24 protein-coding genes are annotated in these 26,402 nt (G+C 59.6%); 10 read left to right on the top strand and 14 right to left on the bottom strand.

Annotated features, from left to right (window positions below; all coding sequences use genetic code 11):
- Positions 1–6 precede the first annotated feature (6 nt).
- The 6 genes from BJP05_RS04110 to rimP form a co-directional block, all read right to left on the bottom strand.
- The gene (locus tag BJP05_RS04110; protein WP_070362306.1) at positions 7–993 is read right to left on the bottom strand and encodes a bifunctional oligoribonuclease/PAP phosphatase NrnA; all 987 of its coding nucleotides are present in this window, start codon (positions 991–993) and stop codon (positions 7–9) included.
- Between the two features lie 5 nt (positions 994–998).
- Positions 999–1,433: a 30S ribosome-binding factor RbfA gene (rbfA, locus tag BJP05_RS04105; protein ID WP_070362305.1), complete on the bottom strand. Its 435-nt coding sequence runs from the start codon at positions 1,431–1,433 to the stop codon at positions 999–1,001.
- 136 nt (positions 1,434–1,569) lie between these two features.
- Positions 1,570–4,329 (bottom strand): translation initiation factor IF-2, encoded by a 2,760-nt coding sequence (gene infB / locus BJP05_RS04100; protein WP_070362304.1) that lies wholly within the window; start codon positions 4,327–4,329, stop codon positions 1,570–1,572.
- A gap of 106 nt (positions 4,330–4,435) precedes the next feature.
- Positions 4,436–4,750 (bottom strand): YlxR family protein, encoded by a 315-nt coding sequence (locus BJP05_RS10945; protein WP_071572529.1) that lies wholly within the window; start codon positions 4,748–4,750, stop codon positions 4,436–4,438.
- A gap of 155 nt (positions 4,751–4,905) precedes the next feature.
- A complete protein-coding gene (gene nusA, locus BJP05_RS04095) occupies positions 4,906–5,910 on the bottom strand; it encodes a transcription termination factor NusA (protein ID WP_070362303.1) in 1,005 nt (334 codons plus the stop codon).
- Between the two features lie 19 nt (positions 5,911–5,929).
- The gene (rimP, locus tag BJP05_RS04090) at positions 5,930–6,481 is read right to left on the bottom strand and encodes a ribosome maturation factor RimP (RefSeq protein WP_070362302.1); all 552 of its coding nucleotides are present in this window, start codon (positions 6,479–6,481) and stop codon (positions 5,930–5,932) included.
- Positions 6,482–6,523: 42 nt separating this feature from the next.
- Here rimP and BJP05_RS04085 point away from each other — a divergent pair, with 42 nt between their 5' ends.
- Positions 6,524–7,339 carry a DUF4439 domain-containing protein gene (locus BJP05_RS04085; RefSeq protein WP_084028568.1) on the top strand — a complete coding sequence of 272 codons (816 nt, stop codon included), beginning with the start codon at positions 6,524–6,526 and terminating at the stop codon, positions 7,337–7,339.
- Between the two features lie 20 nt (positions 7,340–7,359).
- Here the strand turns inward: BJP05_RS04085 and BJP05_RS04080 are convergent, their stop codons facing one another.
- Complete coding sequence (locus tag BJP05_RS04080; protein ID WP_070362300.1) at positions 7,360–9,141, bottom strand: proline--tRNA ligase; 1,782 nt, start codon at positions 9,139–9,141, stop codon at positions 7,360–7,362.
- A 30-nt stretch (positions 9,142–9,171) separates the two neighbouring features.
- On the opposite strand from BJP05_RS04080, the gene yaaA reads away from it, so the two are divergent.
- Genes yaaA through BJP05_RS04065 form a run of 3 tightly spaced genes read left to right on the top strand, consistent with a single transcriptional unit; the run spans position 9,172 to position 11,306 of the window.
- Positions 9,172–9,894 (top strand): peroxide stress protein YaaA, encoded by a 723-nt coding sequence (yaaA, locus tag BJP05_RS04075; RefSeq protein WP_070362299.1) that lies wholly within the window; start codon positions 9,172–9,174, stop codon positions 9,892–9,894.
- Positions 9,895–10,620: a DUF1648 domain-containing protein gene (locus BJP05_RS04070; protein WP_070362298.1), complete on the top strand. Its 726-nt coding sequence runs from the start codon at positions 9,895–9,897 to the stop codon at positions 10,618–10,620. It abuts the gene before it with no gap.
- Entirely contained in the window at positions 10,617–11,306 is a 690-nt protein-coding gene (locus BJP05_RS04065; RefSeq protein WP_070362297.1) for a thermonuclease family protein, read from the top strand. Before BJP05_RS04070 ends, BJP05_RS04065 begins: the two co-directional genes overlap by 4 nt.
- Here the strand turns inward: BJP05_RS04065 and BJP05_RS04060 are convergent.
- A complete protein-coding gene (locus BJP05_RS04060; RefSeq protein WP_070363488.1) occupies positions 11,281–12,249 on the bottom strand; it encodes a class I SAM-dependent methyltransferase in 969 nt (322 codons plus the stop codon). The two genes, BJP05_RS04065 and BJP05_RS04060, sit on opposite strands and share 26 nt — an antisense overlap.
- An 87-nt stretch (positions 12,250–12,336) precedes the next feature.
- On the opposite strand from BJP05_RS04060, the gene BJP05_RS04055 reads away from it, so the two are divergent.
- Complete coding sequence (locus BJP05_RS04055) at positions 12,337–13,545, top strand: protein adenylyltransferase SelO family protein (protein WP_070362296.1); 1,209 nt, start codon at positions 12,337–12,339, stop codon at positions 13,543–13,545.
- A 58-nt stretch (positions 13,546–13,603) separates the two neighbouring features.
- Here the strand turns inward: BJP05_RS04055 and mqo are convergent, their stop codons facing one another.
- Positions 13,604–15,100, bottom strand: coding sequence for a malate dehydrogenase (quinone) (mqo, locus tag BJP05_RS04050; protein WP_070362295.1), 1,497 nt, complete (start codon positions 15,098–15,100; stop codon positions 13,604–13,606).
- A 258-nt stretch (positions 15,101–15,358) separates the two neighbouring features.
- On the opposite strand from mqo, the gene BJP05_RS04045 reads away from it, so the two are divergent.
- The 4 genes from BJP05_RS04045 to BJP05_RS04030 all read left to right on the top strand — a co-directional run bounded on the left by BJP05_RS04045 (position 15,359) and on the right by BJP05_RS04030 (position 19,016).
- Positions 15,359–16,363, top strand: a complete 1,005-nt coding sequence (locus tag BJP05_RS04045) for an alpha/beta hydrolase (RefSeq protein ID WP_070362294.1) — start codon at positions 15,359–15,361, stop codon at positions 16,361–16,363.
- Between the two features lie 3 nt (positions 16,364–16,366).
- Positions 16,367–17,779: a mycothione reductase gene (mtr, locus tag BJP05_RS04040; protein WP_070362293.1), complete on the top strand. Its 1,413-nt coding sequence runs from the start codon at positions 16,367–16,369 to the stop codon at positions 17,777–17,779.
- 344 nt (positions 17,780–18,123) lie between these two features.
- Positions 18,124–18,516, top strand: a complete 393-nt coding sequence (locus BJP05_RS04035; RefSeq protein ID WP_070362292.1) for a hypothetical protein — start codon at positions 18,124–18,126, stop codon at positions 18,514–18,516.
- Between the two features lie 53 nt (positions 18,517–18,569).
- Positions 18,570–19,016, top strand: coding sequence for a hypothetical protein (locus BJP05_RS04030; protein ID WP_070362291.1), 447 nt, complete (start codon positions 18,570–18,572; stop codon positions 19,014–19,016).
- 131 nt (positions 19,017–19,147) lie between these two features.
- Here BJP05_RS04030 and map read toward each other — a convergent pair whose 3' ends face one another.
- The 5 genes from map to dxr form a co-directional block, all read right to left on the bottom strand.
- A complete protein-coding gene (map, locus tag BJP05_RS04025; protein WP_070363487.1) occupies positions 19,148–20,047 on the bottom strand; it encodes a type I methionyl aminopeptidase in 900 nt (299 codons plus the stop codon).
- A 35-nt stretch (positions 20,048–20,082) separates the two neighbouring features.
- Positions 20,083–21,906, bottom strand: coding sequence for a penicillin-binding transpeptidase domain-containing protein (locus BJP05_RS04020; RefSeq protein ID WP_070362290.1), 1,824 nt, complete (start codon positions 21,904–21,906; stop codon positions 20,083–20,085).
- 63 nt (positions 21,907–21,969) lie between these two features.
- Positions 21,970–23,133 carry a flavodoxin-dependent (E)-4-hydroxy-3-methylbut-2-enyl-diphosphate synthase gene (ispG, locus tag BJP05_RS04015; protein ID WP_070362289.1) on the bottom strand — a complete coding sequence of 388 codons (1,164 nt, stop codon included), beginning with the start codon at positions 23,131–23,133 and terminating at the stop codon, positions 21,970–21,972.
- Positions 23,134–23,153: 20 nt separating this feature from the next.
- Complete coding sequence (locus tag BJP05_RS04010; protein WP_070362288.1) at positions 23,154–24,362, bottom strand: RIP metalloprotease; 1,209 nt, start codon at positions 24,360–24,362, stop codon at positions 23,154–23,156.
- 27 nt (positions 24,363–24,389) lie between these two features.
- The gene (gene dxr, locus BJP05_RS04005; RefSeq protein ID WP_070362287.1) at positions 24,390–25,553 is read right to left on the bottom strand and encodes a 1-deoxy-D-xylulose-5-phosphate reductoisomerase; all 1,164 of its coding nucleotides are present in this window, start codon (positions 25,551–25,553) and stop codon (positions 24,390–24,392) included.
- A gap of 327 nt (positions 25,554–25,880) precedes the next feature.
- Here dxr and BJP05_RS04000 point away from each other — a divergent pair, with 327 nt between their 5' ends.
- Positions 25,881–26,321, top strand: a complete 441-nt coding sequence (locus BJP05_RS04000; protein ID WP_070362286.1) for a DUF2631 domain-containing protein — start codon at positions 25,881–25,883, stop codon at positions 26,319–26,321.
- Positions 26,322–26,402: the final 81 nt, after the last annotated feature.

Below are 26,402 nucleotides of genomic sequence, written 5' to 3'. Positions count from 1 at the left end.
GCAGCCTTACTCCGCAACGTATGCGTCATGCAATGCAGCCAGAAGCTGATCTTGTACCTGCTCTTTCGTTCCTTGCGCTGAGTACCCCGCAGCCGGGCGGTGACCACCCCCGCCGAGCGCACTTGCAACGACGGAGACATCTACCTTTGTCGAGCGCAAGGAAATCCCCCACCGCTCCGAGTGGAACTGCTTGAGTACAACCCCGACGTCACTGCCAACGAGGACACGCGCGTAATCAATTACGGCTTCAACGGCAGTTTGGCTCATCGCTTGCATCGCAGCTTCATCAATACACATGAACGAAACTGTGAGATCATCGACTTGGCGTGATTCCAAGCTTGCTAATGCACTACCCATCAAACGTAGGTCATCGGCCGTCATCTCGTCCGAAAGCTGCAGGGATATGTTCCTTGGATTGAGCCCGAATTCCAACAACTCTCCAGCAAGCGTATGCATTCTCGGGGAACCCCAACGGAAGTTACCTGTGTCGGTGACAAGCCCGGAATACAGGCAGTAGGCCAGTTCAGCATCTAACTCGACGCCGAGGTACGTGAACAGCTCCCGGATGATAGTCGTCGTCGATTCAGAATCGATAATGAGGTTCCGCGCTCCGAACCCGTCATTCGAACGGTGATGGTCAAGCACGATCACCCGCTCTTGCTGCGCCATAAGCTCAGATTGGTAGCATCCCGTTCGGTCTACCGAGGCACAATCAACCGTGACGATCAGCCCATCCGCTGGTAACGCTTCCCCATAGACGACCTCATCAACCCCCGGAATAGAGCGCAGGTTATTTGCGTGCGGGAATGGCTGGCCGATGTAAGCACTGGCTTCAATTCCGATCTGCCGCAATCCGCGAACAAGAGCGCACGCCGATCCAATCGCATCAGCATCGGGCTTGATATGGGCCAGCACCGCAACATTCGATGCGCTCTTGATGGCGCCAGCAACTTTGCTAAATTCGGCTTCTGCTTGGGGAAATAACAACGCCATAGTGCCTACTCTTCAATCGTCTTATACGGGTTTTCCTCACCTGCTGGCTGGGCGTTCTCTCGCAGTCGCGCCAGCTCCTCATCGCGACGACGAGCTTTTTCCAGCAGCTCTTCCATCCGCGCCGAGGACTCCGGCACCGTATCAAGCTTGAACTCAATCGTAGGAGTAAAGCGGACGCTCAACTGGTCGCCAACAATCTTGCGGATCTGCCCTCGGTGACGGTGCAGCGCCTCTGCAGCCTGATCGTAGTCCGGCTCGTCGTCGATATTCTTTCCGCGGACCGTGTAGTAGACAGTCGCATCATGTAGGTCGCCGGTCATCCGGACGTCCGTAATAGTCACCAATTCGAGGCGACGGTCTTTCACTTCACGCTCTATCGCCGAAGCGACGATCATTTGGATCTGCTTCGCCAGGCGCTGCGCGCGAGGGTTCTCTGACATTTCGTCTCCTTTACTTCATTGGCACTAAACCTCCGAACAGTCTACCCTGCTACGACGCAGCCCACTACTTCAAGAAAAGAAACGGCCCTGCTCACTTCGCGTTTGCGAAGGAGCAGGGCCGTTTTCTCTCTACCGTCTAGTCGCGGGGGACTTCCACCATCTCGTATGCCTCGATGATGTCGTCGACCTGGATGTCCGGGTAGGACAGCACCATGCCGCACTCGTAGCCCTTTGCAACCTCTGTTGCGTCGTCCTTCTCGCGTCGCAGCGAGTCGATGGTCGCGTCCGAGGTAACAACGTTGCCGTCGCGCACGAGGCGAATCTTCGCTCCACGCTTGACCTTGCCTTCGGTAACCATGCAGCCTGCGATGAGGCCGACAGAAGATGCCTTGAAGATCTGACGGATCTCGGCCTTGCCCAGGTCCTTCTCTTCGTAGATCGGCTTCAGCATGCCCTTCAGGGCTGCCTCGACTTCCTCGATCGCCTTGTAGATCACCGAGTAGTAACGGATCTCGACGCCCTCGTTGTTGGCTTCTTCCGTAGCCTTGCCCTCAGCACGGACATTGAATGCCACGATGACAGCGTCGGAAGCGGCCGCGAGCACGACGTTGGTCTGGGTAACAGCACCGACGCCACGGTCGATGATGTTTACCTCGACTTCGTCGTCGACCTCGATCTTGAGCAGCGCCTCCTCCAGAGCTTCCACCGAACCGGCGTTGTCGCCCTTGAGGATGAGGTTGAGCTGGCTGGTCTCCTTGAGCGCCTGATCCAGGTTCTCCAGAGAGACGCGCTTCTTGCTGCGTGCCTGCATAGCAGCGCGATGACGGGCGTCGCGCTGCGCAGCGATCTGGCGGGCAACACGGTCGTCCTCGACTACCAGGAGGTTGTCGCCTGGACCAGGAACGCCATTGAGGCCTTGTACCTGTACCGGGCGGGACGGGCCAGCCTCTTCAACGTCGTTGCCCCACTCGTCGACCATTCGGCGGACACGGCCGAAGTTGCCGCCCACAACGATGGAGTCGCCGACGCGCAACGTACCGCGCTGCACGATAACGGTGGAGACTGGGCCACGGCCACGGTCGAGGTGCGACTCGATAGCCACGCCCTGTGCATCCATGTCCGGGTTCGCCTGCAGCTCGAGAGCTGCGTCGGCGGTCAGCAAGACTGCCTCGAGCAGTTCGTCGATGCCGGTGCCCTGCTTCGCGGAGATGTCGATGAACATGGTGTCACCGCCGTACTCCTCCGGAACCAGTCCGTATTCGGTCAGCTGACCACGGATCTTCTCCGGCGAAGCCTCCGGCTTATCCACCTTGTTCACTGCAACCACGATAGGCAGATCTGCAGCCTTGGCGTGGTTGATAGCCTCAACCGTCTGTGGCATCACGCCGTCGTCAGCAGCGACAACGAGGATAGCGAGGTCGGTCGACTTCGCACCGCGGGCACGCATTGCCGTGAACGCCTCGTGACCTGGGGTATCGAGGAACGTGATCTTACGCTCAACCCCCTCGAGCTCAACGGTGGTCTGGTACGCACCGATGCCCTGGGTAATACCGCCGGCCTCGCCGCGCCCAACGTTGGCGCGACGAATTGTATCCAGCAAGCGGGTCTTACCGTGGTCCACGTGACCCATGACAGACACCACTGGTGGGCGCTGTTCAAGGTCCTCTTCGGTGCCTTCATCCTCACCGAACTGGAGGTCGAAGGACTCGAGAAGTTCGCGGTCCTCGTCCTCAGGAGAGACGATCTTAACCTCGTAGTTAATTTCGGCGCCGAGTAGCTGCAGCGTCTCCTCGGGGACCGACTGCGTTGCCGTTACCATTTCACCAAGGTTGAACAGAGCCTGCACCAGGTTCGATGCTTCGGTACCGATCTTGTCAGCGAAGTCAGCCAAGGTCGCGCCCTGACGCAGACGCACAGTCTTGCCACCGCCATCGGGAAGGCGTACGCCACCGATGACGTTTGGTGCGTGCATCTCTTCGTACTCGGCCCTCTTCTGACCCTTCGACTTACGACGACGCCCTGGTGCGCCACCTGGACGGCCGAATGCACCAGCGGTTCCGCCACGACGTCCACCGCGACCGCGGAAACCGCCGCCCTGTGGGCCGCCCGGGCCGTGTCCACCACGGCCGCGGCCGTGCCCACGACCACCACGGTTGTCCGACCCAGCCGCCTTGCGTGGCATTTGCGTTGGTGATGGTGCCGCTGCCATATCTGCTGGGGACGGACGCCGGCTACCTTGACGCTGCGCGCCAGTCCCGCGACCCTGGCCCTGGTTCTGCCCTGGGCGTGGGCCACCTTGGCCACCGCGACCAGGCTGACCACCACGGCCACCCTGTGCACCGCGACCACCTGGACGTGGAGCTGGTCGTGCCCCACCAGTGTTGGAAGAAAATGGGTTGTTGGCTACCCGTGGGCGGCCACCCGGCTTCGGCATCGGCCGCGGCATACCCGACGGCTTTGGTGCTGCAGGTTTCGCTGCGGCAGGCTTTGGTGCTGCAGGTTTTGCAGCACTTGGCTTTGGTGCCGCAGGCTTTGCTGCTGCAGGCTTCGGGGCAGCTGGCTTAGCAGCGCCGGGCTTTGGAGCAGCCGGTGTGGCAGCACCAGGCTTTGGTGCTGCAGGTTTTGCAGCACTTGGCTTCGGTGCCGCTGGCTTTGCTGCGGCAGGCTTCGACGCCTTACCAGCGGGCTTCGCTGCATCCTTATCCTTCGCGGATGCTTCTTCTCCGCCACCATTCTTTTGCTCGTACAGTGCCGTCATCTTCTTGACGACGGGAGGCTCAATGGTGGAGGAAGCTGTCTTTACGAATTCGCCCTCTTCCTTCAGAGTGGCGAGTAGTTCCTTGCTTGTTACGCCGAGTCGTTTTGCGAGCTCGTGTACGCGTAGCTTTCCGGGCACGTGTCTCCTCTTAGTTGGGCTAGAGGGCGGCACCGGAAACGGCGACCGGCCTCTAGACGTTGATTATGACTTTCATCGCTGATGCTGCTTCATTGTTGCGTTCTCATCAGTGTTCGGTCTTCCTTACTTCTGTTGGGTCTTTCGCCTTTTCAGCGAGGTACTTGTGTACATGACCTACGTCCGCAGGAGCGGACAGACGGAGGGCGCGAGAGAAAGCTCTACGCTCTTCCGCCAGCTTTAATGCATCCCATGTAGGGGTTATCCACGCTCCCCGCCCAGGTAATGATCGGGTGGGATCTGCAAGAACAACACCTGGAACAGTACCGTCAGCAACAACCCGGAGCAATTCCCTATCTGGAAGTTTCCGGCCTGTGGCTATACAGGTGCGACGACGGATTGAGCGTTCGCTCGCTGAAGTCATCCACACCCTTCTTCCACATACTCGACATTGCTGAACGGCTATCGCGTGGCCAACACCACGATGGGAAAATTAGCCACGGACCAGCCTACGCCACTTTGCCAAGTTTTTATAAGCGTTGTGTGAATTCCCAACACAGAGGCCAGGATCTGGCGTCGTTAATCCGTGGCTGCGTCGGAGTGGATGTCGATCTTCCAACCGGTAAGGCGAGCAGCCAGACGTGCGTTCTGCCCCTCCTTGCCAATCGCAAGTGACAGCTGGTAGTCGGGCACGGTAACACGCGCTACTTGCGCCACTGGGTCGACGACCTCGACCTTGACAACCTTCGATGGCGCCAGTGAGTTACCAACATACGTAGCCGGATCCTCTGCCCAGTCGATGATGTCGATCTTTTCCCCACCGAGCTCCTTCATCACGTTTGAGACACGCGAGCCGCGCGGGCCGATGCATGCGCCTTTCGCGTTGACACCCTTCACCGTCGCCCGTACAGCGATCTTGGAGCGGTGCCCCGCCTCACGGGCAATGCCCACGATCTCAACGGTGCCATCTGCGATTTCCGGGACCTCAAGCGCGAACAACCCGCGCACGAGCTCAGGGTGCGTGCGCGACAAACTTACCTGCACACGACGGTCAGACTTATTGACGCCAACTACGTACGCCTTAATGCGGTCACCGTGCTTGAGCGTTTCGGAAGGGATCTTTTCTGCCGGGATGAGCAGGCCATCCTGTGGATCGGCTTCGGTTCCAAGCTGCACCACGGAGATACCGCGTGCTTCCGCTTGCGCGTCCCGCTGCACGATGCCTGAGACAACAGTACCTTCAGCGCCGGAGTACTCCTCGTACACGCGACCAGCTTCGACGGCCAATAGCTTGCCCTTGATGGCGTCGCGCACGGCCCTCGCACCGATTCGAGAAAAGTTGACCGGGGTGGCGTCGTACTCCGAGATAATTTCGCCCTCAGCGTCGAGCTCAGAAACCATGACGGCAACGTCACCGGTTTCGGAGTCGATGTCGACGCGCGCCTTGTGGTGTTCATCCTGGGGGTGCTCCAGGTTGTCCGTGTACGCGAAGAGCAGCGCCGAGGCGATGGTCTCGAGTAGTTCGTCGAACCCAATTCCTTGCTGTACTTCGATGTTCTTCAAGACTTGGACGTCAATATTCACTTGTCTTCCTCCGGATCCCTTACAGGGTTGCTGCTACTTCTGCTTCTTCAAACGTCGCCTCGCTGAGTTCTCGCTCAGCAGCGGGCGGCGTGTTGAACTCAATTTCTACCACCGATTTCGGCATTTCGGAAACTTCCAAGATTTGCACCGCCGGGGTCTTCTTCCCTGCCTCGATCAGCGCGACCTTCGTTTCCTCGGAGTTCATCGCGCCAATGCGCCAGATAGAACTCTGGCCGTTGGTGTCGTTGAGCTTCACTAGCCGCCCGCGGTTACGACGCCAGTGGCGCGGTGCTGTGAGCGGTAAGTCGACTCCTGGGGTCGTAACTTCCAGCGTGTAGCCAGCACCGAATGAGAACGCTCCGACTTCTTCCTGCTCGTCGAGGAACTCCCCGATTTCGTTGGACACTACCTCGAGCTCGTCCAGCGTTGGACGCGCATCGGCATCAAGCGCGATGACAATCTGGGATTTCTTGCCAGCCTTCACTGCCTTGACGTGTTCGATGTCCATGTTGTGGCGTTGGGCCAGCGGCTCAATGAGTGTCTCTAGTTCTTGGGGAGTTGGAAAAGCCATGTGCCCACCATAGCGTGACGCAAACGTGCTAGCGTTTTCCCCGTGAAAAAATTGCTGGTTGCTGTTCTTGCGGTGCCGTTGTCGCTGACGCTTTCGTCGTGCGACCTTCTCGGTGTTGTTGGGCCCCGCCCCGACAAAGCAGTGCTTGGCCTTGCGCAACAGGCGACTGCGGATGCGCGCAGTCTTTCGGATCCAGCACTCGCTGAGCTTCGTGGCAAGCAGGCGGATGAGCTTTTTGGAGAGGTTGCGCGACTCTGCGGCAACATTGACGCGGAGTTGCCGCGCAGCTGCGAGTTTTCCACCGGTCCTGGTGAAGCCGTGGGTGTCAGCGACGATGCAGCTCTGCAAGAGTTCGTCGAGCAGTCCGTGACAGCTTCTTTGGAGAAGGTTCCAGCGCAGTCGCGAGACTTAGTTGCGGCGCAGGCCGTCGACATCATCGCGGCAATCGGCCCCGAACTCGACGCTGAGGACGTCGCCGCACTGCAAAACAAGGGCGATATCGAGCTTGCCAGTGCGGCGCTCAAAACAGAGTACGAGTTCCTCTATGGGCTGGGGCTGGCAAAGGCGTATGCGGATGCGCCGCTGCACGCGCGTATCGCCACGTTGGAGGACGCCTCCGATGAGCGCGTCGCGTTCCTGCGCACCGCACTGCGCGACGCTGACTCGATTCCAGTCGCAGCAGCTGGGTATCAACTCGCCCACGATGATGCGCTCAATGATGCAGCAGATGCCGAAGCGCTTGTCGACGCCCTCTCCGCCCAGCTCACCAATACCTGGAGGGGAACCGTATCCCAAGCCAGCTCTTCCGAGTGGAAACAACAAAGCCTTATGCTTGCCGCGCACGCGCAGCAAGCATAAGGCTCCTTGCTACTGCCGAATTAGCTTTCGGCGATGAGCTGCTGCAGCTTCGCCACAACCTCACCAGCTGGGACCTCAAGGGTCTCGCCGCCGCGGATGCGAAGCTCAACGATGCCGTCGGCGAACGAGCGACCGAGGATCACAACGAACGGCATGCCGAGCAGCTCGGCATCCTTGAACTTGACGCCCGGGGACACCTTTGGGCGGTCGTCGTAAAGAACCTCAATGCCCTTGTCGCTGAGTTCCTGCACGAGTGCGTCGCCGGCTTCCATGGCTGCCTTGTCCTTGTTCGCAACGGCGACGTGCACCTGGTACGGCGCGACTGCAGCTGGCCACACAAGCCCCTTTTCGTCGTGCTTCTGCTCGGCAACGACGGCCATCATGCGGGAGATGCCGATACCGTAGGAACCCATGGTAGGGACAGCACGCTTGCCGTTTTCGTCCAGGATCTGCACGTCCATCGCTTCGGTGTACTTGCGACCAAGCTGGAAGATATGGCCCAGTTCGATGCCACGGGCGAGCTTCACAGTGCCGTTGCCGGACGGTGAGGGGTCGCCTTCCTTGATCTCGGCGGCTTCGATAAACCCGTCAACGGTGAAGTCGCGGCCAGCAACGAGGCCGACGACGTGCTTCTGCGGGGCGTCTGCACCGGTGATCCACGCGGAACCTTCCACCACGCGCGGGTCCGCGAGGACGCGTACACCGTTGGCTTGCAGTGCGCGTGGCCCGACGTAGCCCTTCACCAGGAAGTCGCTCTTTGCGAAGTCCTCGTCGCTGGCCAGCTCAAACGTGGCTGGTTCCAGGGAAGCTTCCAGGCGCTTTTCGTCGAGCTCGCGATCGCCCGGGATCACAACGCCGACGAGCTGCGGGCCGACCGGCTTACCGTTGTCGTCGAGCACGCGTGGGTCGTCGACCTTGATCATCATGCACTTCAGGGTGTCGGAGGCTTCGGCAGGGCGGCCGTCGATAAGCACTCCTGCTTCCTGTGCCCACTCCATGAGTGCCGCGATGGTCTCGGAAGCTGGGGTGTCGTGCTCGACGGCCTCCGGCAGCCCTTCAATCGGGCGTGGTTCAGGTGCAACCGTGGTCACTGCCTCAACATTGGCGGCGTAATCTCCCGCGGTCGACACAGCAAAGGTGTCCTCACCGTTCTCGGAGTACGCAAGGAACTCCTCGGATGCGGAGCCACCCATCGCTCCGGAGGTTGCCTTGCAGATCTCGTAGCGGATGCCAACGCGGTTAAAGATGCGCTGGTAGGTCTCGCGATGCTTGGCGTACGAGTTGTCCAAGCCTTCGTCCGACATGTCGAAGGAGTAGGAGTCCTTCATCACGAACTCGCGGCCGCGCAAGATGCCGGCACGGGGGCGTGCTTCGTCGCGGTACTTGGTCTGGATTTGGTAGAGGGTGACCGGGAAGTCCTTGTAGGAGGAGTACATGTCCTTGACTGCCGCGGTGAACATCTCTTCGTGGGTTGGGCCGAGCAGCATGTCGGCGCCCTTGCGGTCTTTGAGGCGGAACAGGTCGTCGCCGTATTCGGTCCAGCGGTTGGTCAGCTCGTATGGTTCGCGTGGCAGAAGTGCCGGGAACAACAGCTCTTGTGCGCCCATAGCATCCATTTCTTCACGGACGATGCCTTCAATCTTGCGCAGGGTACGAAGCCCGAGTGGGAGCCAGTTGTAGACGCCCGGCGCGGCGCGGCGGACGTAGCCTGCTCGGACGAGCAGTTTGTGGCTTGGGACTTCGGCATCGGCTGGGTCTTCGCGCAGCGTGCGCAGGAAGAGCTCTGACAGGCGTGTAATCATGGGGCATATCTTAGCGCTAGGGTGAGTTGCATGTTGATCCTGCTCCCTCCTTCCGAGACGAAGGCACCCGGCGGCGAGCGCGACGCCATGTCTGTCTCCTTCCCTACCCTTGATTCGGTGCGCGCTTCGCTTTTCGACGACCTCTCCGCAATGGACGTGGACGAGATGATGGCGCTGCTAAAAATTCCGAAAACGAAGCGGGAGGAGGCGGTGGAGAATCAGTCGCTGCGCACTGGTCCGGTGATGCCTGCGATTTATCGCTATACGGGGGTGTTGTATGACGCGCTTGATCCTGAGACGTTGCCGGATGCTGCGATTCGCCGTTTGGCGGTTGGCTCGGCACTGTTCGGTGTTGTGCGTGCTGATGACATGATTCCGCGCTACCGGGTCTCTGCCTCGTCCAAGGTTCCGGCTGCGGATGGGTCGCTGCCGACGATGCGGGCTCGCTGGGGGTCAGCGATTTCGGAGGCGCTTTCGCTGGAGCCGTTCGTGGTGGATATGCGCTCTGGCGCGTACGAGAAGCTGGGGCCTGTCGATGGTGCGGTGACGGTCCGGGTGGAGTCCGTTGCCCCGGATGGGTCGCGCAAGGTGGTCAGTCACTTCAATAAGCATTACAAGGGGCTGTTGGCCAGGGCATTGGCGTGTGGGCCGGAGGTGGCGTCGATAAGTGAAATCGCCGAGGTTGCCGAGGCCGCGGGCTATGCTGTCGAGGTGAATGGTTTGGTGCTGACGCTTGTGGTGGAAGGGACGTAGATGGGTGCGCCGGTGAACTGGAAACCGTGGGGTGTTGCCGCCATTGTGCTGCTAGCGCACGTGGCGCTGTTGCTGCTGTACTGGGACAGTATTCCTGACCCTGTTGCGACGCATTTTGACGCGTCGGGCCAGGCGGATAGTTGGGAGCCGAAGACGCCACTGCACGTGCTGATGATGCCGCTGTATTCAGCAGGAACTGCCCTGCTAATGTTGGCGTGCCTTCCTCCACGTGGACTTGCACAGCCACAGCCGGTCCCTGGGAGTCCCTCCGTACCGTACTCGGTGAGTGTTGCGCAGCGGGTAGAACAGGTTGTGCACCTGACGTGGCGCTTCTTGGGGTGGTTCGCGGTAGCGGTTGCTGTCGCGTTTCTCGTCAGCGACGTGACAACGCGCCTGCCAGCATTTGCTCACATACAGTGGTTGGCCCCCGCTGTTTGGGTGGCGTTCACCATCCTGGTTGTCGTCGGCAGTCTCGTGCTGATGGTGCGGCTGACGTCCTCGAAGAAGGTCGAGCCCGATGCGGAGGAGATTGCCCGAGCTGATGACGAATTCTTCTTAGGCGTCTACAACGCCCCGAGCGATCCGATGGCCGCAATTTCAGTTCCGTCCCGGCCGACTCGCCTCATCATCAACCGTGGGCAGCAGCTGGGCAAACGGTACTTGGTACGGATGCTGGCCGCTGTCGTGGTGTACACGCTCTTCACGGTGCTGGTGGCCATGCTATGAAAAAGGTGTTTGGGCTCCTCGCCGCCATTGTGCTGCTCGCTGTCGGCAGCTGGGTCTGGCAGCAAGTCGATGCCCCGGAAGTACGCGTAGCGAGCGTCGTCGATGGCGACACAATCGTTGTCGACGGCCCCGCTGGGCAAGAGCGCGTTCGCCTGCTCGGGATTGACACTCCGGAGCGTGGCGAGTGCTTAGCTGACGACGCAACCCGGCGTCTCGAGGAGCTCCTCCCCGAAGGCACGGGCGTACGCCTCGAATACGACCAGGAGCGCACCGACCGCTACGGGCGCACACTTGCCGGAGTGTTTCGCGACGGCCAATTCGTCAACGCCGTGATGGTGTCCGAGGGGCTTGCCCGCGTCGTCGAGTACGCGCCGAACACGAAGTTCACGCAGCGCCTCGAGGCAGAGGCCGCACCTGCGGTGCGCGATTCCCTCGGCATCTACGGTCTTGGGCCTGAGTGCTGGTTTACCGAACCCACGCAACAGGTCACCTTCGAGATGCTCACCACCGGCATCGAGGAGCTCGAGCGCTCCCCCGGTGACCGCGGGCTTGCCGGCCGCTGCCAGCACTACGTCGACGCACTGCGCGACAGCGTGAAGCGCACGCGAAACTTCACGTTCCGCGAGCCCGCCATGGAGTACCTCGACGAACAGCAACGCCTTATCGACGAGCTGTCAGCACCGTAAACTTCGAGTTCCTCGCCACCTGCTCCACCTGTGCAAAACGCTTCGCGACCTGGGCACGGTACGGCAGGTGCGAGTTGAACACTATGAAGAGCTGACCGCCCGGTTTCAACAGGCGATGCGATGCGTTCAGCAGATGCTCCACCAGCGTCGTGTCCACGGTCGTGCCCGCGTGAAATGGAGGGTTGAGCGCCACGGTGTCGAAGGAGGCGTCGGCAAACTTGCTTCCGGCATCATCCCAGGTCGCGTCAATACCGATCGCGCGGGCGGAAAGCACCGCGTCCGCATCAGCATCCGTGGCACACACCTCCCCCTCAAGCCCCTTTGAAACAGCCCCATTGCCGCAACCGAGGTCCAATAGCGCGCCGGGGGCGTCCGGAAGACACGACCGCAGCAGCTGCCCGCCGTAGTCCGCCCGCGCCCCCGCGAAGACGCCTCCGATGGCAACGAACCCGTTTTCTTCTACCAGCGTGTAGGACACAGGCTTTGGGCCACGCGCCGCGAGGCAGCGGAATTTACCTCTCCCCCGCGTGGCGTGCACCTCAACGAAGGACTGCGCCAGCACACTATTCATGGTGCGGCTCAGGTGCTTGTTGTTCGCCCCCAACACGACGTCCGCCTGCGTAAACCCTGCACCCGCGATACTGCGCGCGAGGTAGTCAAGGCGCGCGAGCGACTTCGGCATCTCTCCCAACGCAACGCACGAACCGGACAACCCCGCCAGGTACTCATCGAGGCGCTGATCACCGACGACCGCTGCGCCCAACGCTGCTGCTTGCTGGCAGCGGGAGTAGTCCGTGTCCGCGACGATGACGCGCTTCCCGCTTTCCACTCCGGCACGCACAAGCGCCCCGGTCGGGTCGTTGCACACGATGAGCATGTCGGCTGACTCGAACCCCTCGAGTTCACTCGCCTGCTCCCAGATCAGCCGGTCAAGCGCGCGCACGGCCACTTACCTCCCACTGCGTCAACACCAGGTACTGCTGCATGTTCTCTCCTTTTGCTCCTTGCCCAGACAGTTTAGGCTGTTGGCATGCATTACCCCGAGCTCCACCAACACTTTGCGGAAACACTCCCAGGCATGGTCGGCACGGTGGCGCCCACGCACTTCCCCAACGCCCAGGTGAGCTACCTCAACGAGTCAGTCGCGTCCGAGCTCGACCTCGACACGGAGTGGCTCCGAAGCGATGAGGGCATCGCCTGGATGACAGGTGCGACGGGCGGCGTTGCAACCGCCTACGCAGGCCACCAATTCGGCGCGTTCGTGCCCCTGCTTGGCGACGGCCGCGCAACCCTCCTCGGCGACCGCAACGGGTACGAGATCCAGCTCAAGGGAAGCGGGCGCACCCCTTTCTCCCGCCCGGGCTCCGACGGGCAAGGCCCACTGACCGCAATGCTGCGCGAGTACCTGGTCTCGGAACATATGCACGCAATCGGAGTTCCGACCACACGCGCCCTCGCCGTTATCAGCACTGGTGAGACAGTCATGCGCAGCAGTGGCCCCGTTCCAGCGGGCATTGTGGTCCGCGTCGCGCGCTCCCACCTACGCGTTGGCTCGGTGCAGTACGCCGCGACCCAGTCCCATGAGCTCTTGGAAGCCGTCGTGCACGCCGCAGGATTCGATTCCGCGGAAAGGCTGCTGGAGGTGGTCGTCGACAAGCAGCTCGAACTGGTTGCGCAGTGGATGAGATACGGGTTCGTGCACGGCGTCATGAACACGGACAACACCGCACTCAGCGGCGAAACCATCGACTACGGGCCCTGCGCTTTCACCCAAGGGTTTGACCCGCACTCATGCTTCTCATCCATCGATCGGCATGGGCGCTACTGCTTCGGAGCCCAGCCAAACGTGATTGTGTGGAACCTCGTACGTCTTGCGGAAGCACTCTTACCGCTGATGCCGGAATCACGGGCCAACGAGATCCTTACCACTATCCCTGAGCGCTGGGAGGGCGCCACCAAGCGCTGGTTCGGACCGGAAGGCCTCGATGCATTAGGAGGTGTCGACGACCTCGCCGCCTACAACCGTAAACACGGCGTCAACGGACGCCCAGGTCCGTTGTATGTGCCGAAAAACTTCGCGCTACAAGACGCACTCGACGCGGTCGAGCACGTTGGCGACTACAGTCCGTTCACCGCTTTGCTCCAGGCAGTCACCCACCCATACGACCCGGACGCCGGGGAGCCGTGGATGCTCGAGAAGGAACCTGACGGCGCATTCACGACGTTCTGCGGAACGTAAAAAGCCACACGCCGCCGGTACAACCGGAAGCTGTGTGGCCAATACTTTCAAGCGGCTACTACGCCTGCAGACCAAGCGTCTTTTGCGTCCACTCCCACTGCTTCTCGTACGCTGTCTTGTCCTCGCGCAGCGATACGCCGTAGGTTGGGAACATCTCGCGCAGCTTGTCGCCCCAGGAGACCATGCGCTCGCCGAAGCAACGCTCCAGCAGCTCAATCATCGCTGCCGGGGTAATCGACGCACCCGGCGATGCACCCAGGATGCCTGCGATCGTGCCATCCTGGTCGTTGACCAGTGCGGTACCGAACTCGAGCGAACCAAACTTCGGTGCACGTGCCGGCTTAATCACCTGGACACGCTGGCCTGCGACAGCCACATCCCAGTCGGCAGGGTTTACCTCCGGGTAGTACTGACGCAGCACGTCGATCTTGCCGTCAAAATCGCGGAAGACCTCCTCCACCAGGTACTTCACCAAGCCGATGTTTGACGCAGCGACACCAAGGTAGGACGGAATGTTATCCGGACGAATCGACTTAAACAGGTCCAAGTACGAGCCCTTCTTCAAGAACTTCGGGCTCCAACCACCGTACGGGCCAAACAGTAGTGACTGCTCGCCGTCAACAACGCGGAGGTCAAGGTGAGGAACGGACATTGGGGGCGCGCCCACCTTTGCCTTGCCGTACACCTTCGCCTGGTGCTGTGCGACCAGCTCCTGGTTGTTGGTGCGCAGCCACATGCCGGAAATCGGGAACCCAGCGTAACCGTGCACCTCCGGCACGCCTGCCTTACGCAGCAAGTCGAGCGCGTAACCACCCGCACCCACGAACACGAAACGGGCACGCGCGACATGCTTGTCGCCTGTGTGGACATTGCGGACGGTGACATTCCACAGCTTGCCCTCGCGCTTAAGATTCACTACTTCGTGCCCGTAGTGGATCTGGGTACCAGCCTTCTCGGAGGCGTCGAAAAACTGGCGAGTCAGCGCACCGTAGTTAATGTCAGTACCCGCGTCCATCCAGGAAATTGCAACAGGCTCAGCACCAAAGTCGCGGCCCTTCGCCATCAGCGGAAGCTTCTCAGCAAACTTGTCTTCATCCGCCGAGAACTGCATCCCCGGGAACATGTGGTTCGCAGACAAGGCCTCGTAACGGCGACGCAGGTAGTCGATCTGGTCCTGCCCCTGCGCGAACGAAACGTGTGGGACTGGGTGAATGAACTCGCTTGGGTCCCCCAACTTGCCATTGTCGATCTGATGGGACCAGAACTGGCGCGCGATCTGGAACTTCTCATTAATCGCGAGCGCCTTTGTAATCTGAATCTGCCCATTCTTTTCAGGCGTGTAGTTCAACTCACACAGCGCAGAGTGCCCGGTACCCGCGTTGTTGAGCGGGTACGAGGACTCTTGCGCTGGCCCCTCAAGTCGCTCATACACTGCTTGAGTCCACTCCGGCTCAAGCTCCCGGATCATTGCTCCCAGCGTGGCACTCATAATTCCGGCGCCGATATGCAGTACGTCAACCTCATCAACGTACTGGATGTTGCCCGTCTCAGACATTAGTAATATTCCCTCTTCGATCCATATCGTTGTACGAGTGCAACGCACACCTCAGGCAGGTGCGTAACCTCTCTAACCATACGCTTGTTGGCTGAACAGTTTCCACCTTACGTTACCCCTTATGCCCACATTTTGTTTTTGCTTCATACTTGCAGCCACCCCACCCCCTACACCCGCCCCCACCCCCTAGACCAAATCGTAAACATGGCTACTTGCGCAGCCCAAGCAAGTTCCTAGCCAGTCCGTTACCATTCCTACATGGCCAAAATTAGGAGCAACCACTGGCAACCAGACATATTGGGGGACGGATTCGAACAACTTACGCTCCCCCTCGGGGAAGACCCTGATACCCACCAGCCGGTCGTAGCGACACTCGTACGAATGAGCCCAGCGCCACCGTCAAAACCTGGACAACCAGCCTTACTGTGGATTCACGGCATGTCCGATTACTTTTTCCAGGATCATGTGGCCGAACACTTCCACGAACAGGGTTATCCATTTTATGCACTCGACCTTCGTCGCTGCGGGCGCTCACGGCAGCGAGGGGAGCGCTGGCACTACACCCGGGATATGTCCCACTATTTCCCGGAAATCACGAAAGCGGTGCAGTACGTAGCCCAGGAACACGGCCAGGTGGTACTCCTCGCACACTCTACGGGTGGTCTTATCGCGCCTCTCTGGGCCGATGAGATGCGCCGTAACAACCCCGAAGTCCACGATCTAATAGCGGGCATCATTCTGAACAGCCCCTGGCTTGACCTGCAGTTTCCGAAAGCGCTGACGACGGCATTCAAACCAGTCATTAATGTTTTGGGGCGAGTGGTCCCACTGCTCCCGCTCCCCGGCGGAAGTCTTACGGCCTACGGTAAATCTCTCCACTACGAGGATCATGGTTCATGGTCCTTCAACAAGCAGTGGAAACCGATCTCCGGGCATCGGAAATATTTCGGCTGGATGCGCGCTGTACTTCAGGCGCAGGCAAAGATTCACTCGGGAACAGTCAACGCTGGTGTTCCAACGCTGGTCCTGCATTCCTCGCATTCTTTTTTGAAAAACGAATACACCCCGGCGGCCGATACCGCGGACACCATCTTGGACGTCGACCAGATCAGCTACTGGGCACCCCACGTTGCGGACGACACCACCACCGTCGCCATCGATGGCGCCCGCCACGACGTGTTCCTCTCTGAGCCGTACTCACGCACAGCCGCCTATCGCGCCTCCATCCAGTGGCTGCAGACCCTCACAACACCTAAGGAGTAACCAATGAGCATTCACGTAGACGAACACTTTGACCTCATTATTATTGGCACCGGTTCCGGTAACTCGATCCTTACGCCAGAGTTCGACGATAAGAAGGTAGCCATCGTCGAGGAAGGTACTTTCGGCGGCACGTGTCTGAACGTCGGCTGCATTCCTACAAAGATGTACGTCCTCGCCGCCGACGCCGCCTACCAGGCCCGCACTTCCAAGAAGCTCGGTGTTGACCTCGAATATCGAGGCGTCGATTGGCCATCCATCATCGACCGTGTCTTCACCGAGCGCATCGACAAGATCGCTGAGGGCGGCGAAGCCTACCGCCGCGGCGACGAGTGCCCCAACGTCACCGTTTTCGACCAACACGCGCGGTTCGTCGCCCCAAAGACAATCTCCACCGGTATCGGCGATGACGCGTGCACGATCTCCGCGGATCAAGTTGTGATCGCCGCGGGATCGCGCCCCTTCATCCCTGAGTGGGCAAAGGCAGTCCCCTTCCACACCAACGAGGACATCATGCGCCTGCCGGAGCTCCCCAAATCACTGACAATCGTTGGCGGTGGCTTCATCGCGATGGAGTTCGCTCACGTCTTTGACGCCCTCGGCACCAAGGTCACGGTGATCAATCGCTCACCATTCCTGCGCACGTTAGATAAGGACATCACGCAGCGCTTCAATGAGCTCGCCCAAGAGCGTTTCGACGTCCACTTCGGCAACGTCCGCGACGCTCAACACAACGACGACGGTGTAACCCTCACGCTCGACGACGGCACCACCATCACCAGCGAGCACCTCCTGATTGGCATGGGCCGTATCCCGAACGGCGACCAAATGTCGCTCGAGGCATCGGGCATCGATATGGAAAAAGACGGTCGCGTGGCCGTCGATAGTTACGGGCGCACCACCTGCCCTGGCGTGTGGGCCCTCGGTGACGTGTCCTCTCCGTACCAACTCAAGCATGTAGCTAACGCGGAGATGCGTGCCGTGCGCCACAACCTACTGGCGGCGATGAATGGCGCCCCAGAATCCGAGTACCGCACCATGCCACACGAGCATGTCCCATTCGCCGTCTTCACCGAGCCACAGATCGCCACAGTTGGCCTCACGGAGAAGGAGGCCCAAGACGCAGGCTACGACGTCACTGTGAAACAACAGAACTACGGCGACGTCGCCTACGGGTGGGCACTCGAGGACACCTCAGGCATCGTAAAGCTTGTCGCCGACAAGAAAACTGGGAGACTCCTGGGTGCCCATCTTATTGGTCCACAAGCCTCCACGCTCGTCCAGCAGCTGATCACCATCATGGCGTTCGACATGGACCTTCGAGAAGTTGTACGTAAGCAATACTGGATCCACCCCGCCCTGCCAGAAGTCATCGAAAACGCGCTTCTTGGTCTTGAACTTGCATTTATCGGCGAGTAAAACTTGCCGCCACCCCAAAACGGGGTGGCATTGAACCTAGGCAAGGCACCCCTAATAGCTGCACGCATTTTCCCAGGTGACTTGACCACGTGTAACGCATGTGACGCGCGCGACGATTCCCCTGTTGGTGCAGCAGGCCATACGCGGGCTTACTGAAAGTTCTCTCACGGATTTTTTGGGATAACTTGTGCAAACTTGGTCGCGTTGGTCTAAAGTAGGTCACCGACACCGGGCAGAGTCCACATGGGGCTTGCTATCGGTCCTAGGGCCTTCACGGGTTCTGGATTTCTCCGAACTTCCACCCGGACGTCTTGTAAGTAACTATCAGAGAAGGATTTCGTTTCATGCGTAATTTCCGTAAGGCAGCCCTCGCAGGCGCTACCGCAGTCGCTGTAGCATTCGGCTCCGCAACCGTCGCTATTGCTGAAGAGAGCACACCAGCTCCGACCACCACCCACGCCCCGAAGGTGATTGAAGATTCCAAGGGTCTGGGCGGCTCCTCCACCAAGATCGGCCACAGCCTTGAAGCCTGGGAGAAAAAGGACGGCAAGGTCCAGGCAAACCCTGCAGACGGTCGCGAGATCTTCGGCTCCTCCAAGGATAACTTTAAAGGGCAGCCAAAGTGGGCACAGCTGGGCTACGTCCTCACCGTGTTCACCTCCGTCGCTGCAGCAGTCGGCCTGATCGTTGGACCTGCATACAACTTCGTTGTTCACGGTCTGCCAGCAGCCAAGTAAGTAATCGCGGATTTCCGCAACTGAATCAATAAATTTCGAAAGAAGGAAACTCAATGCGTAACTTCCGCACCGCAGCTGTTGCTTCCGCAACCGCACTGACTGTCGATCTTGGCGGCATTGCCACCGCTTCCGCAGCAGAGAAGACCGATACTCCTGCAAAGCCAGAGACCGTCCCAACCGCCACCGAGACGCCTAAGCCTAAGGCTGACCGCCAGGTAATCTTCACGGGCAAGCAGGAAGGCGACAAGGAAGCCGGCAAGGTCATCTCCGAGGGCACCAAGGGCCTGTTCTCTGGCGCTGGTTCCTCCCACTACTACGATGACACCGACAAGCCTTTCTACGTCACCGATGCGTTCGGTAAAGAGACTGACGCTGCGGCTGTCCCTCAGTGGGCACGCGCTTGGATTGACGGCACCGTCATCGCCGGCATCGGTGCACTCGTTGGCCTGATCATCGCTGGCTTCAACTTCGCTTCCTACAACGGCCTGATCAAGCTCTAAGATCTGCTTCTCAGGAAACGGGTTCTGCCCTGTCGCAACACGCGGCAGGGCAGTTTTCTTTTCGGTAAAAACAATCGCTGCTGGCGTCTTAGGACAAACACCAACAGCGATTCAGCGCCTTTAGGAGCTGTTTACGCTCCCAACATCAACTGTCCCTCCGCAACGTCCTTGTCCGGGATGGTAAGGATCTCGTTGCCGTCCTCGGTAATTACCAAGGTGTGCTCGAACTGGGCCGTGAACTTGCCGTCGCGGTTTTGCACCGTCCAGCCGTTATCCCAAATATCGTACGGCAGCGCGCCGAGATTGATCATCGGTTCGATAGTCAGCGTCATGCCTGGCTCCAGGATGTCCCGGTAGGCATCGGAGTCGTAGTGGAGCACCACGAGTCCATTGTGGAACGTTGGGCCAACACCATGGCCAGTGAAGTCGGTTACCACGTTGTAGCCGAAGCGCTTCGCATAGGACTCGATCACCCTGCCGATCACGTTGATCTCACGGCCAGGCTTCGCCACCTTGATACCACGCATCATCGCCTCGTACGTGCGCTGGACCAGATCCTTATGCTCCTGGGAGACATCGCCGGCGAGGAACGTCGCATTCGTATCGCCGTGGACACCATTCTTATACGCGGTGACGTCAATGTTGACGATGTCACCGTCCTCAATCACGGTAGTATCCGGGATGCCATGGCACACGATCTCGTTCAAAGACACGCAGCACGACTTCGGGAAGCCACGGTACCCGAGGGTGGACGGGTACGCACCGTGGTCAAGCATGTACTCGTGGGCGACGCGGTCGATCTCATCCGTCGTCACGCCAGGCTTTACTGCTGCACCCGCAACCGCCAGTGCATTCGCGGCGATCTTGGAGCTCTCGCGCATCTTCTCAATCGTCGCGGCGTCCTGCACGTACGGCTCGCCGATGTTCTCCTGTACATCGTCCTTCCAGGCGTACTCGGGACGTTCAATGTCCTTCGGAACCTTCCGGATTGGAGTGGACGCTTCTTGCTTTAGTTTTCCTCGTTTGCTCATGCGCCCCATAGTAGTACCTGCCTACTGAGGTCGAACTAACCCCCGCGCGACTGGTCAAGATTCACCAGCATCGAATTCGTCAACGCGACTGCAGCCTCCGATCCACCGCCAAGCACGACCAAAGCAGCGAATGCTATGTCATCGTCGACACGGTAGCCGGTGAACCACGAATGCGACCCCTGGTTGATTTCGGCCTCACCGGTTTTGCCGCGGATATCACCACCGGCGGTCATTCCCGCCGCGGTACCACCCGGGGCGGTCACCGCCGCCATCATTTCCTGGAGCTGGTGCCATGCCTCATCCGGCATACGCGGCGCAGACTCGCTCAGCTCAGTCTCCGCTCCCTTAATCAGGTAGGGGATCGGCATTGAGCCATTCGCCGCAGACGCAGCCACGAGTGCCATCCCGAACGGGCTCGCAAGGTCATGGCCCTGCCCGTACCCGGCCTCTGTTCGGTCGAGTGGCTCCTCGCCTACCGGGATGGAGCCGGTGATCGTCTCCAGGCCTGGAATCTTCATATCGAGCCCAAGCCCGAACTGCTTGCCTATATCTCGGAGCTCACCTGGGGCGAGCTTCGTCGAAATATCGGCGAATGTCGTGTTGCACGAGTGTGCAAAGGCCGACTGTAATGAGACGTTGCCCAGAGAGAATCCGGCGTAGTTCGTGACGGTCCTGCCATACAGGTTCATGGTCCCCGGGCACGGCACCGTGCTACCTGGTGTAAGGGCCTGTCGCTCAAGACCGGCCGCCGCCGTGATGATCTTAAACGTCGATCCCGGTGGGTACTGGCCCATCGTGGCAAGATTGCCTTCACGGTCAGCGTCACGAGTCTGCGCAACGGCAAGCACCGCACCATCCGACGGGCGGATAGCAACAATCATTGCCTGCCGCCCCGCGTAGGACTCCAACGCTCGTTCAGCTGCCAATTGCACGCTGTGGTCAAGGCTTACCTCAATAGCTGGAGCGGGTGCAGGTGCGTGTCGCTCAACATCTTCCAACACGGCGCCGTGCTCGTTGACAACGCTCACGCTCCAGCCGTCGTCACCGATAAGGTCCTCGCGAACCAACTCACCAACGCGGGCAAGCATATCCGGCGCAAAATCAGGTTCGATGTTGACCATGGCCGCTTCTTCGTTGATGCGCACTCCAGGCACGGAGCTAAACGCCGCCTTAGCGGCGTCACCGAACTCCGCAGGCACCATCGCAACCGAATACGTTCCCTGAGCCTGGGCGAGGTTCTGTTCGAGCTCGTCGGCCGGAATGTCTGCCACGGCAGAAGATTTGCCACGGGCATCTTGGAGGAAGGACGAAATACGGCGTGCGGTGTCCGGAATGTCACGCACGGCATGCTTCTCAACCAGAATGCGGAACGCAGTACCAGGCCGCAGCAGCTCTACCCCATCGGAGGAGACAACGCTCGCCTTGGATGCGGCCACAGGGCGCAGTTCCAGATGTTGCTGCGCACCAAGACGTGGGTGCAAAATGCTGGGCTGCCAACGAACGGTCCACTTCTCGCCGATCTGGGTCAGCGTCATGTGCGAGTCATACTCGACCGTACGTTCTTTCGGCAGGCCCCACCTCAAGTGGTACGAGACGGTAGCTAGGTTGTCACTTTGATTGACGTCGTTGATCGTCGCCTCCAGCGCCTCAGCTTGGAGCCCTTCGACCGTTTCTAGGAATGATGCGTTGGCGTCGGAGGGGACGTCGACAAGATCTTGAAAATTAGACCCGTCAAGACTCACGAGGGCGTCAAGAAACTCACGAGCGACGGGCTCAACATCATTCGGGCGCGGTGTGCAGGCGGTGGCCAGCGCGCCCGTGAAAACTACGCTCAGGAGCAAAGCGAGGAGACGTTGCATGGACCTAAAATACCAAGGTCACTGAGCAAACGTCGCCTGCGCCACTCCCCGCGAGCAGACTATCTAGCGCGTAACCTTGACTTCTGCGCGTGCGCCCTCGACCTCTTCGAGCCCCTCTTCCTCAGCAATTCGCTGCGCATGGGCAATGAGCGTCTCGACGATCTTCGACTCAGGAACGGTCTCAACAACCTCGCCCTTCACGAAGATCTGCCCCTTGCCATTGCCGGAAGCCACGCCCAGATCGGCGTCGCGGGCCTCGCCAGGACCATTGACGACGCAACCCATGACAGCTACGCGCAGCGGGTACTCCATGCCCTCGAGGCCTGCAGTCACTTCCTCAGCGAGCTTGTACACATCCACCTGTGCGCGGCCACAGGACGGGCAGGAGACAATCTCAAGCTTTCGCGGGCGCAGGTTCAGCGACTGCAAAATCTGGTCACCGACCTTGATCTCCTCCACCGGGTCCGCAGAGAGCGAAACGCGAATTGTATCGCCGATGCCCTGTGAAAGCAGCGCGCCAAATGCGACGGAGGACTTAATAGTGCCCATGAACTTCGGGCCGGCCTCAGTCACGCCGAGGTGCAACGGGTAGTCGGTCTTCTCAGCGAGCTGGCGGTACGCCTCCACCATGAGCACTGGGTCAGAGTGCTTCACGGAGATGGCGATATCGCCGTAGCCGTACTCCTCGAACAGGCCAGCCTCATAGATCGCGGATTCAACCAACGCCTCAGGGGTGGCCCGGCCATACTTCTCCAGCAGGCGCTTATCGAGCGAGCCACCGTTGACACCAATGCGAATCGGGATACCAGCGTCCCCTGCAGCCTTAGCGACTTCCTTCACACGACCATCAAACTCTTTAATGTTGCCCGGGTTCACCCGCACTGCAGCACACCCGGCATCGATCGCTGCGAAGATGTACTTCGGCTGGAAATGGATGTCCGCAATCACCGGGATAGGTGACTTCGCCGCAATCGCTGGAAGAGCATCTGCGTCAACTGTCTTCGGGCAGGCAATGCGCACAATGTCACAGCCCGCGGTAGCCAGCTGCGCGATCTGCTGCAGCGTAGCATTAATGTCGTGTGTCTTCGTCGTGGTCATGGACTGGACCGTGATCGGGTGATCCGACCCAACTCCCACACCGCCAACCATCAGCTGACGAGTCTTTCGACGAGGTGCGAGCGTTGGCGCTGGGCCTTCAGGAATACCTAAACCGATGGGAAGATTCATAGTTGCTTACTCTAGCACTGCTACCCAAACAGCTTGATTGGGTTGACCACATCCGCAAGCATCACAAATACACCAATCGTCAGCAGTGCAGCGGCCATCGCGTATGTCACCGGCATCAGCTTGCGGTAGTCCGCAGGGCCACCAGGATCGAGCCCCCGCAACCTGCGAAGCGCATCCCTAATCTTCTCATACAGGACTACTGCTATATGCCCACCATCCAGGGGCGGCAAGGGAATCAAATTGAACAGCGCGAGGAAGAAGTTGAGACTCGCCAACATCATCCAGAACATCGACCACATGCTTTGTTGCGCTAACTCCCCGCCTGCGCGAGAAGCGCCGATGACACTAACTGGACCGTCAAGCTCTCGCTCAGCACCAAAAACTGAAGCCACAACACCAGGAATCTTCGACGGGAACGCGATAAGGCCATGGACAGTCGCATTCAGCATCTGGCCCGTAAACGCAGCCGTAGCTGGCACAGCCTCGAGCGGACCGAACTGGCGCATCGCGTCTTCCACTGGCGCGCTAGTGACACCGATCGCCCCCGCTTCAAAGGACGCACCGGTCGCTGGATCGATCCTGGACACGGTCGCGAGTGGAACTGCAATATCAAGCTCTTGCTCGTTACGCATCACAGTAAGCGTGACTGTTTCCCCCGGACGCTGCATCACATAATCCCTCAACGCTGGAAACGTGGTGAGCTCCTCCCCATCAACGGCGAGTAGCTTATCCCCTTCACGCAAACCTGCATCATAGCCAGGCCCATTACCGGTGCATTCTGCCAGATGAGTCTCATCAATCTGGTCGGGAGCGCACTGCAGCTCACCTACGGTTGGGGTCCGGTCAGCGTACGGGTTCGGGATTGCAGCAAATACAGCGACGAAGTACAGCACCACAACCCCGATCAGCAGGTTCATCGCGATGCCACCGCTCAGCACGGCAATGCGCTGCCACCACGGCTTGCGGTACATCGCAACGGGAGCTTCCTCCTCAGTGACAGGATCCTGCGCGGTCATCCCTGCGATATCGCAAAATCCGCCGAGAGGCAGTGCCGCAATGCCGTACTCCGTCTCCCCCTTCTTGACGGACCACACTTTCGGCCCAAAGCCCACAAAATATCTCCGCACGCGCATCCCAAACGCGCGTGCGGTAAACATGTGTCCGGCCTCATGGAGCGCGATAGAGACTGTAATACCCAGGGCAAAAAGTATGATTCCTACAACGCCCACTCGCTGCTCCTTGCCTTTCAGGCTGGTTTACAGCTGGGCGATTACTTCCTTTGCCGCCCGGCGTGCACCAGCATCCACGTGAAGAATATCTTCGATAGATGTCGGCGCAAAAGCAAACGCCCCTGCCGCGTCAAGGACATATCCAATCACGTCAACGATGTGCGGGAAACGAATCTTGCCTGCAAGGAATGCTTCCACCGCCACCTCATTCGCAGCGTTGTACACCGCTGGGTATGGGTCCCCCATCGCTGAAGCTTCCCGAGCGAGACGCACCGCGGGGAAAGCTTCGTCGTCGAGCGGCTCAAACGTCCACTCACTCGCCTGCGAAAAGTCCAGCGCTGGCTGTGCACCCGGGATACGCTCCGGCCAAGCAAGGGCGTGGGAGATCGGCAACATCATCGACGGCGGCGAAGCCTGCGCAATCGTCGCACCATCGGCAAACGTGATAGCAGAGTGCACAATCGACTGCGGGTGCACCACGACATCAATAATGTCGGGCGCAATACCAAACAGCAGCGTCGCCTCGATCAGCTCCAGTCCCTTGTTCACCATCGTGGCGGAGTTCAAGGTGTTCATAGTGCCCATCGACCACGTCGGGTGCTGCCCGGCCTGCTGCGGAGTTGCCTCCATCATCTGCTCGCGGGTCCACCCCCGGAACGGGCCTCCCGAAGCAGTAAGGACGAACCGTGAAACGTCAGCACGGCTCCCTGCGCGCAGGCACTGGGCCATCGCAGAGTGCTCAGAATCGACCGGCACGAGCTGTCCAGGCTTCACCTTCTCCATGACGAATTGACCGCCAGCAACCAGTGATTCCTTGTTCGCCAGAGCTAGCACGCCATCCTTGCGAAGCGTCGCAAGCGTCGACTCAAGACCTGCCGCACCGACAAGTGCATTCAACACGATGTCTGCGTCTTGCATCTCAACGAGAACCGCAGCGGCGTCCTCACCTGTGATAATGACATCACCTACAGCGCGAGAAACATCTTTCGCAGGGTCGAGCTGCTGCACTGCAATTTGTTCTGGGCGCAGATTGAACTCCTGTGCCTGCTGGATAACAAGCTCAGGGTTGTGCCCTGCTGCCGCGATGCCGACAACCTCAAAGTCTTCAGGGTGCTTCCGAATGATATCGAGAGCCTGTGTGCCGATAGAGCCTGTCGATCCAAGAATCAGAACCTTTTTCACAACCTCCATTGTGGCACGTCACGACAAAAATAGATACTTAGTTTCTCCTTAAAGTATTTTTGACCACCGCTCGTCGTGGTGCATACACAAGATGTGCACATACGACCGTGGGGATACTCTGTCATTCCCACCACCACACATCGCACCCACAGGCGCACCTCCCCCGCTGGCCCTCACGTACATGATGCGAAAGTTTGAACTCATTGGGGGCTACACAGTGCCATCGCGCCCTGCAATATGAAAAGATAATGCACAGTACACACAGATTTAGCATGTCCGCCCCCGGGCGCATACACAGTAATGCGAACCGATGCGGACGACTACAGCTCAAGGAGAATGGCAGTGGCTCACCCTCAGGACAAAGCTCCACAGGTATATAACGGCGTTTCTGAAGCTGACGTCCCTTCCGCCCGCTTCGGGTGGAGCGCGTTCAAGCCGCGCACGATTCAACTCGCAGGGTGGATCTCGGTGATCTTCTTGCTCGCGTACAACTTCGGTAACCACCACGGCCACGTAGAAACGATTTGGCTGCTCGCATTTGCAGTTTTGATTGCAGTTGCACTAATTTTCCACGGACTGCAGCCGAAGCTCAGCCAGGTGCGCACGGTCACCTCGCACAACAAGCCTGCTGGCCACAAGGAGCCGGACTGGATTTACGCGCAGCAGACGATGACCGGCCCATACGCCGAGCTCGATGAGCGCGAGCTGCGCGCCCTCAACATCGATCCGGCGCGTCTCAATTCACTGCGCGGTGCACAGCAGCAGAGCATTCACTAGTTTCGCGCTTTACACCGAATAGCAATAAACGGCGCCACCCCACTCACAGGTTGAGGGTGGCGCCGTTTTCGCGCACCTAAA

It is taken from the genome of Corynebacterium sp. NML98-0116 (genome assembly GCF_001767255.1).
Classification (GTDB): Bacteria; Actinomycetota; Actinomycetes; order Mycobacteriales; family Mycobacteriaceae; genus Corynebacterium; species Corynebacterium pseudogenitalium.
The sequence above is the reverse complement of the archived record's forward strand: the minus strand, read 5'-3'. Positions and strand labels throughout refer to the sequence as shown.

What these genes read in the sequence shown, in the direction of transcription:
- BJP05_RS04030 (WP_070362291.1), top strand. Translation starts at nt 18,570, where the DNA reads ATGCGTAACTTCCGCACCGCAGCTGTTGCTTCCGCAACCGCACTGACT.
- rimP (WP_070362302.1), bottom strand. Translation starts at nt 6,481, where the DNA reads ATGGCTTTTCCAACTCCCCAAGAACTAGAGACACTCATTGAGCCGCTG.
- BJP05_RS10945 (WP_071572529.1), bottom strand. Translation starts at nt 4,750, where the DNA reads ATGACTTCAGCGAGCGAACGCTCAATCCGTCGTCGCACCTGTATAGCC.
- ispG (WP_070362289.1), bottom strand. Translation starts at nt 23,133, where the DNA reads ATGAATCTTCCCATCGGTTTAGGTATTCCTGAAGGCCCAGCGCCAACG.
- BJP05_RS04065 (WP_070362297.1), top strand. Translation starts at nt 10,617, where the DNA reads ATGAAAAAGGTGTTTGGGCTCCTCGCCGCCATTGTGCTGCTCGCTGTC.
- BJP05_RS04035 (WP_070362292.1), top strand. Translation starts at nt 18,124, where the DNA reads ATGCGTAATTTCCGTAAGGCAGCCCTCGCAGGCGCTACCGCAGTCGCT.
- mqo (WP_070362295.1), bottom strand. Translation starts at nt 15,100, where the DNA reads ATGTCTGAGACGGGCAACATCCAGTACGTTGATGAGGTTGACGTACTG.
- BJP05_RS04045 (WP_070362294.1), top strand. Translation starts at nt 15,359, where the DNA reads ATGGCCAAAATTAGGAGCAACCACTGGCAACCAGACATATTGGGGGAC.
- BJP05_RS04110 (WP_070362306.1), bottom strand. Translation starts at nt 993, where the DNA reads ATGGCGTTGTTATTTCCCCAAGCAGAAGCCGAATTTAGCAAAGTTGCT.
- yaaA (WP_070362299.1), top strand. Translation starts at nt 9,172, where the DNA reads ATGTTGATCCTGCTCCCTCCTTCCGAGACGAAGGCACCCGGCGGCGAG.
- BJP05_RS04000 (WP_070362286.1), top strand. Translation starts at nt 25,881, where the DNA reads ATGGCAGTGGCTCACCCTCAGGACAAAGCTCCACAGGTATATAACGGC.
- BJP05_RS04055 (WP_070362296.1), top strand. Translation starts at nt 12,337, where the DNA reads ATGCATTACCCCGAGCTCCACCAACACTTTGCGGAAACACTCCCAGGC.
- dxr (WP_070362287.1), bottom strand. Translation starts at nt 25,553, where the DNA reads ATGGAGGTTGTGAAAAAGGTTCTGATTCTTGGATCGACAGGCTCTATC.
- map (WP_070363487.1), bottom strand. Translation starts at nt 20,047, where the DNA reads ATGAGCAAACGAGGAAAACTAAAGCAAGAAGCGTCCACTCCAATCCGG.
- BJP05_RS04020 (WP_070362290.1), bottom strand. Translation starts at nt 21,906, where the DNA reads ATGCAACGTCTCCTCGCTTTGCTCCTGAGCGTAGTTTTCACGGGCGCG.
- BJP05_RS04080 (WP_070362300.1), bottom strand. Translation starts at nt 9,141, where the DNA reads ATGATTACACGCCTGTCAGAGCTCTTCCTGCGCACGCTGCGCGAAGAC.
- rbfA (WP_070362305.1), bottom strand. Translation starts at nt 1,433, where the DNA reads ATGTCAGAGAACCCTCGCGCGCAGCGCCTGGCGAAGCAGATCCAAATG.
- mtr (WP_070362293.1), top strand. Translation starts at nt 16,367, where the DNA reads ATGAGCATTCACGTAGACGAACACTTTGACCTCATTATTATTGGCACC.
- BJP05_RS04070 (WP_070362298.1), top strand. Translation starts at nt 9,895, where the DNA reads ATGGGTGCGCCGGTGAACTGGAAACCGTGGGGTGTTGCCGCCATTGTG.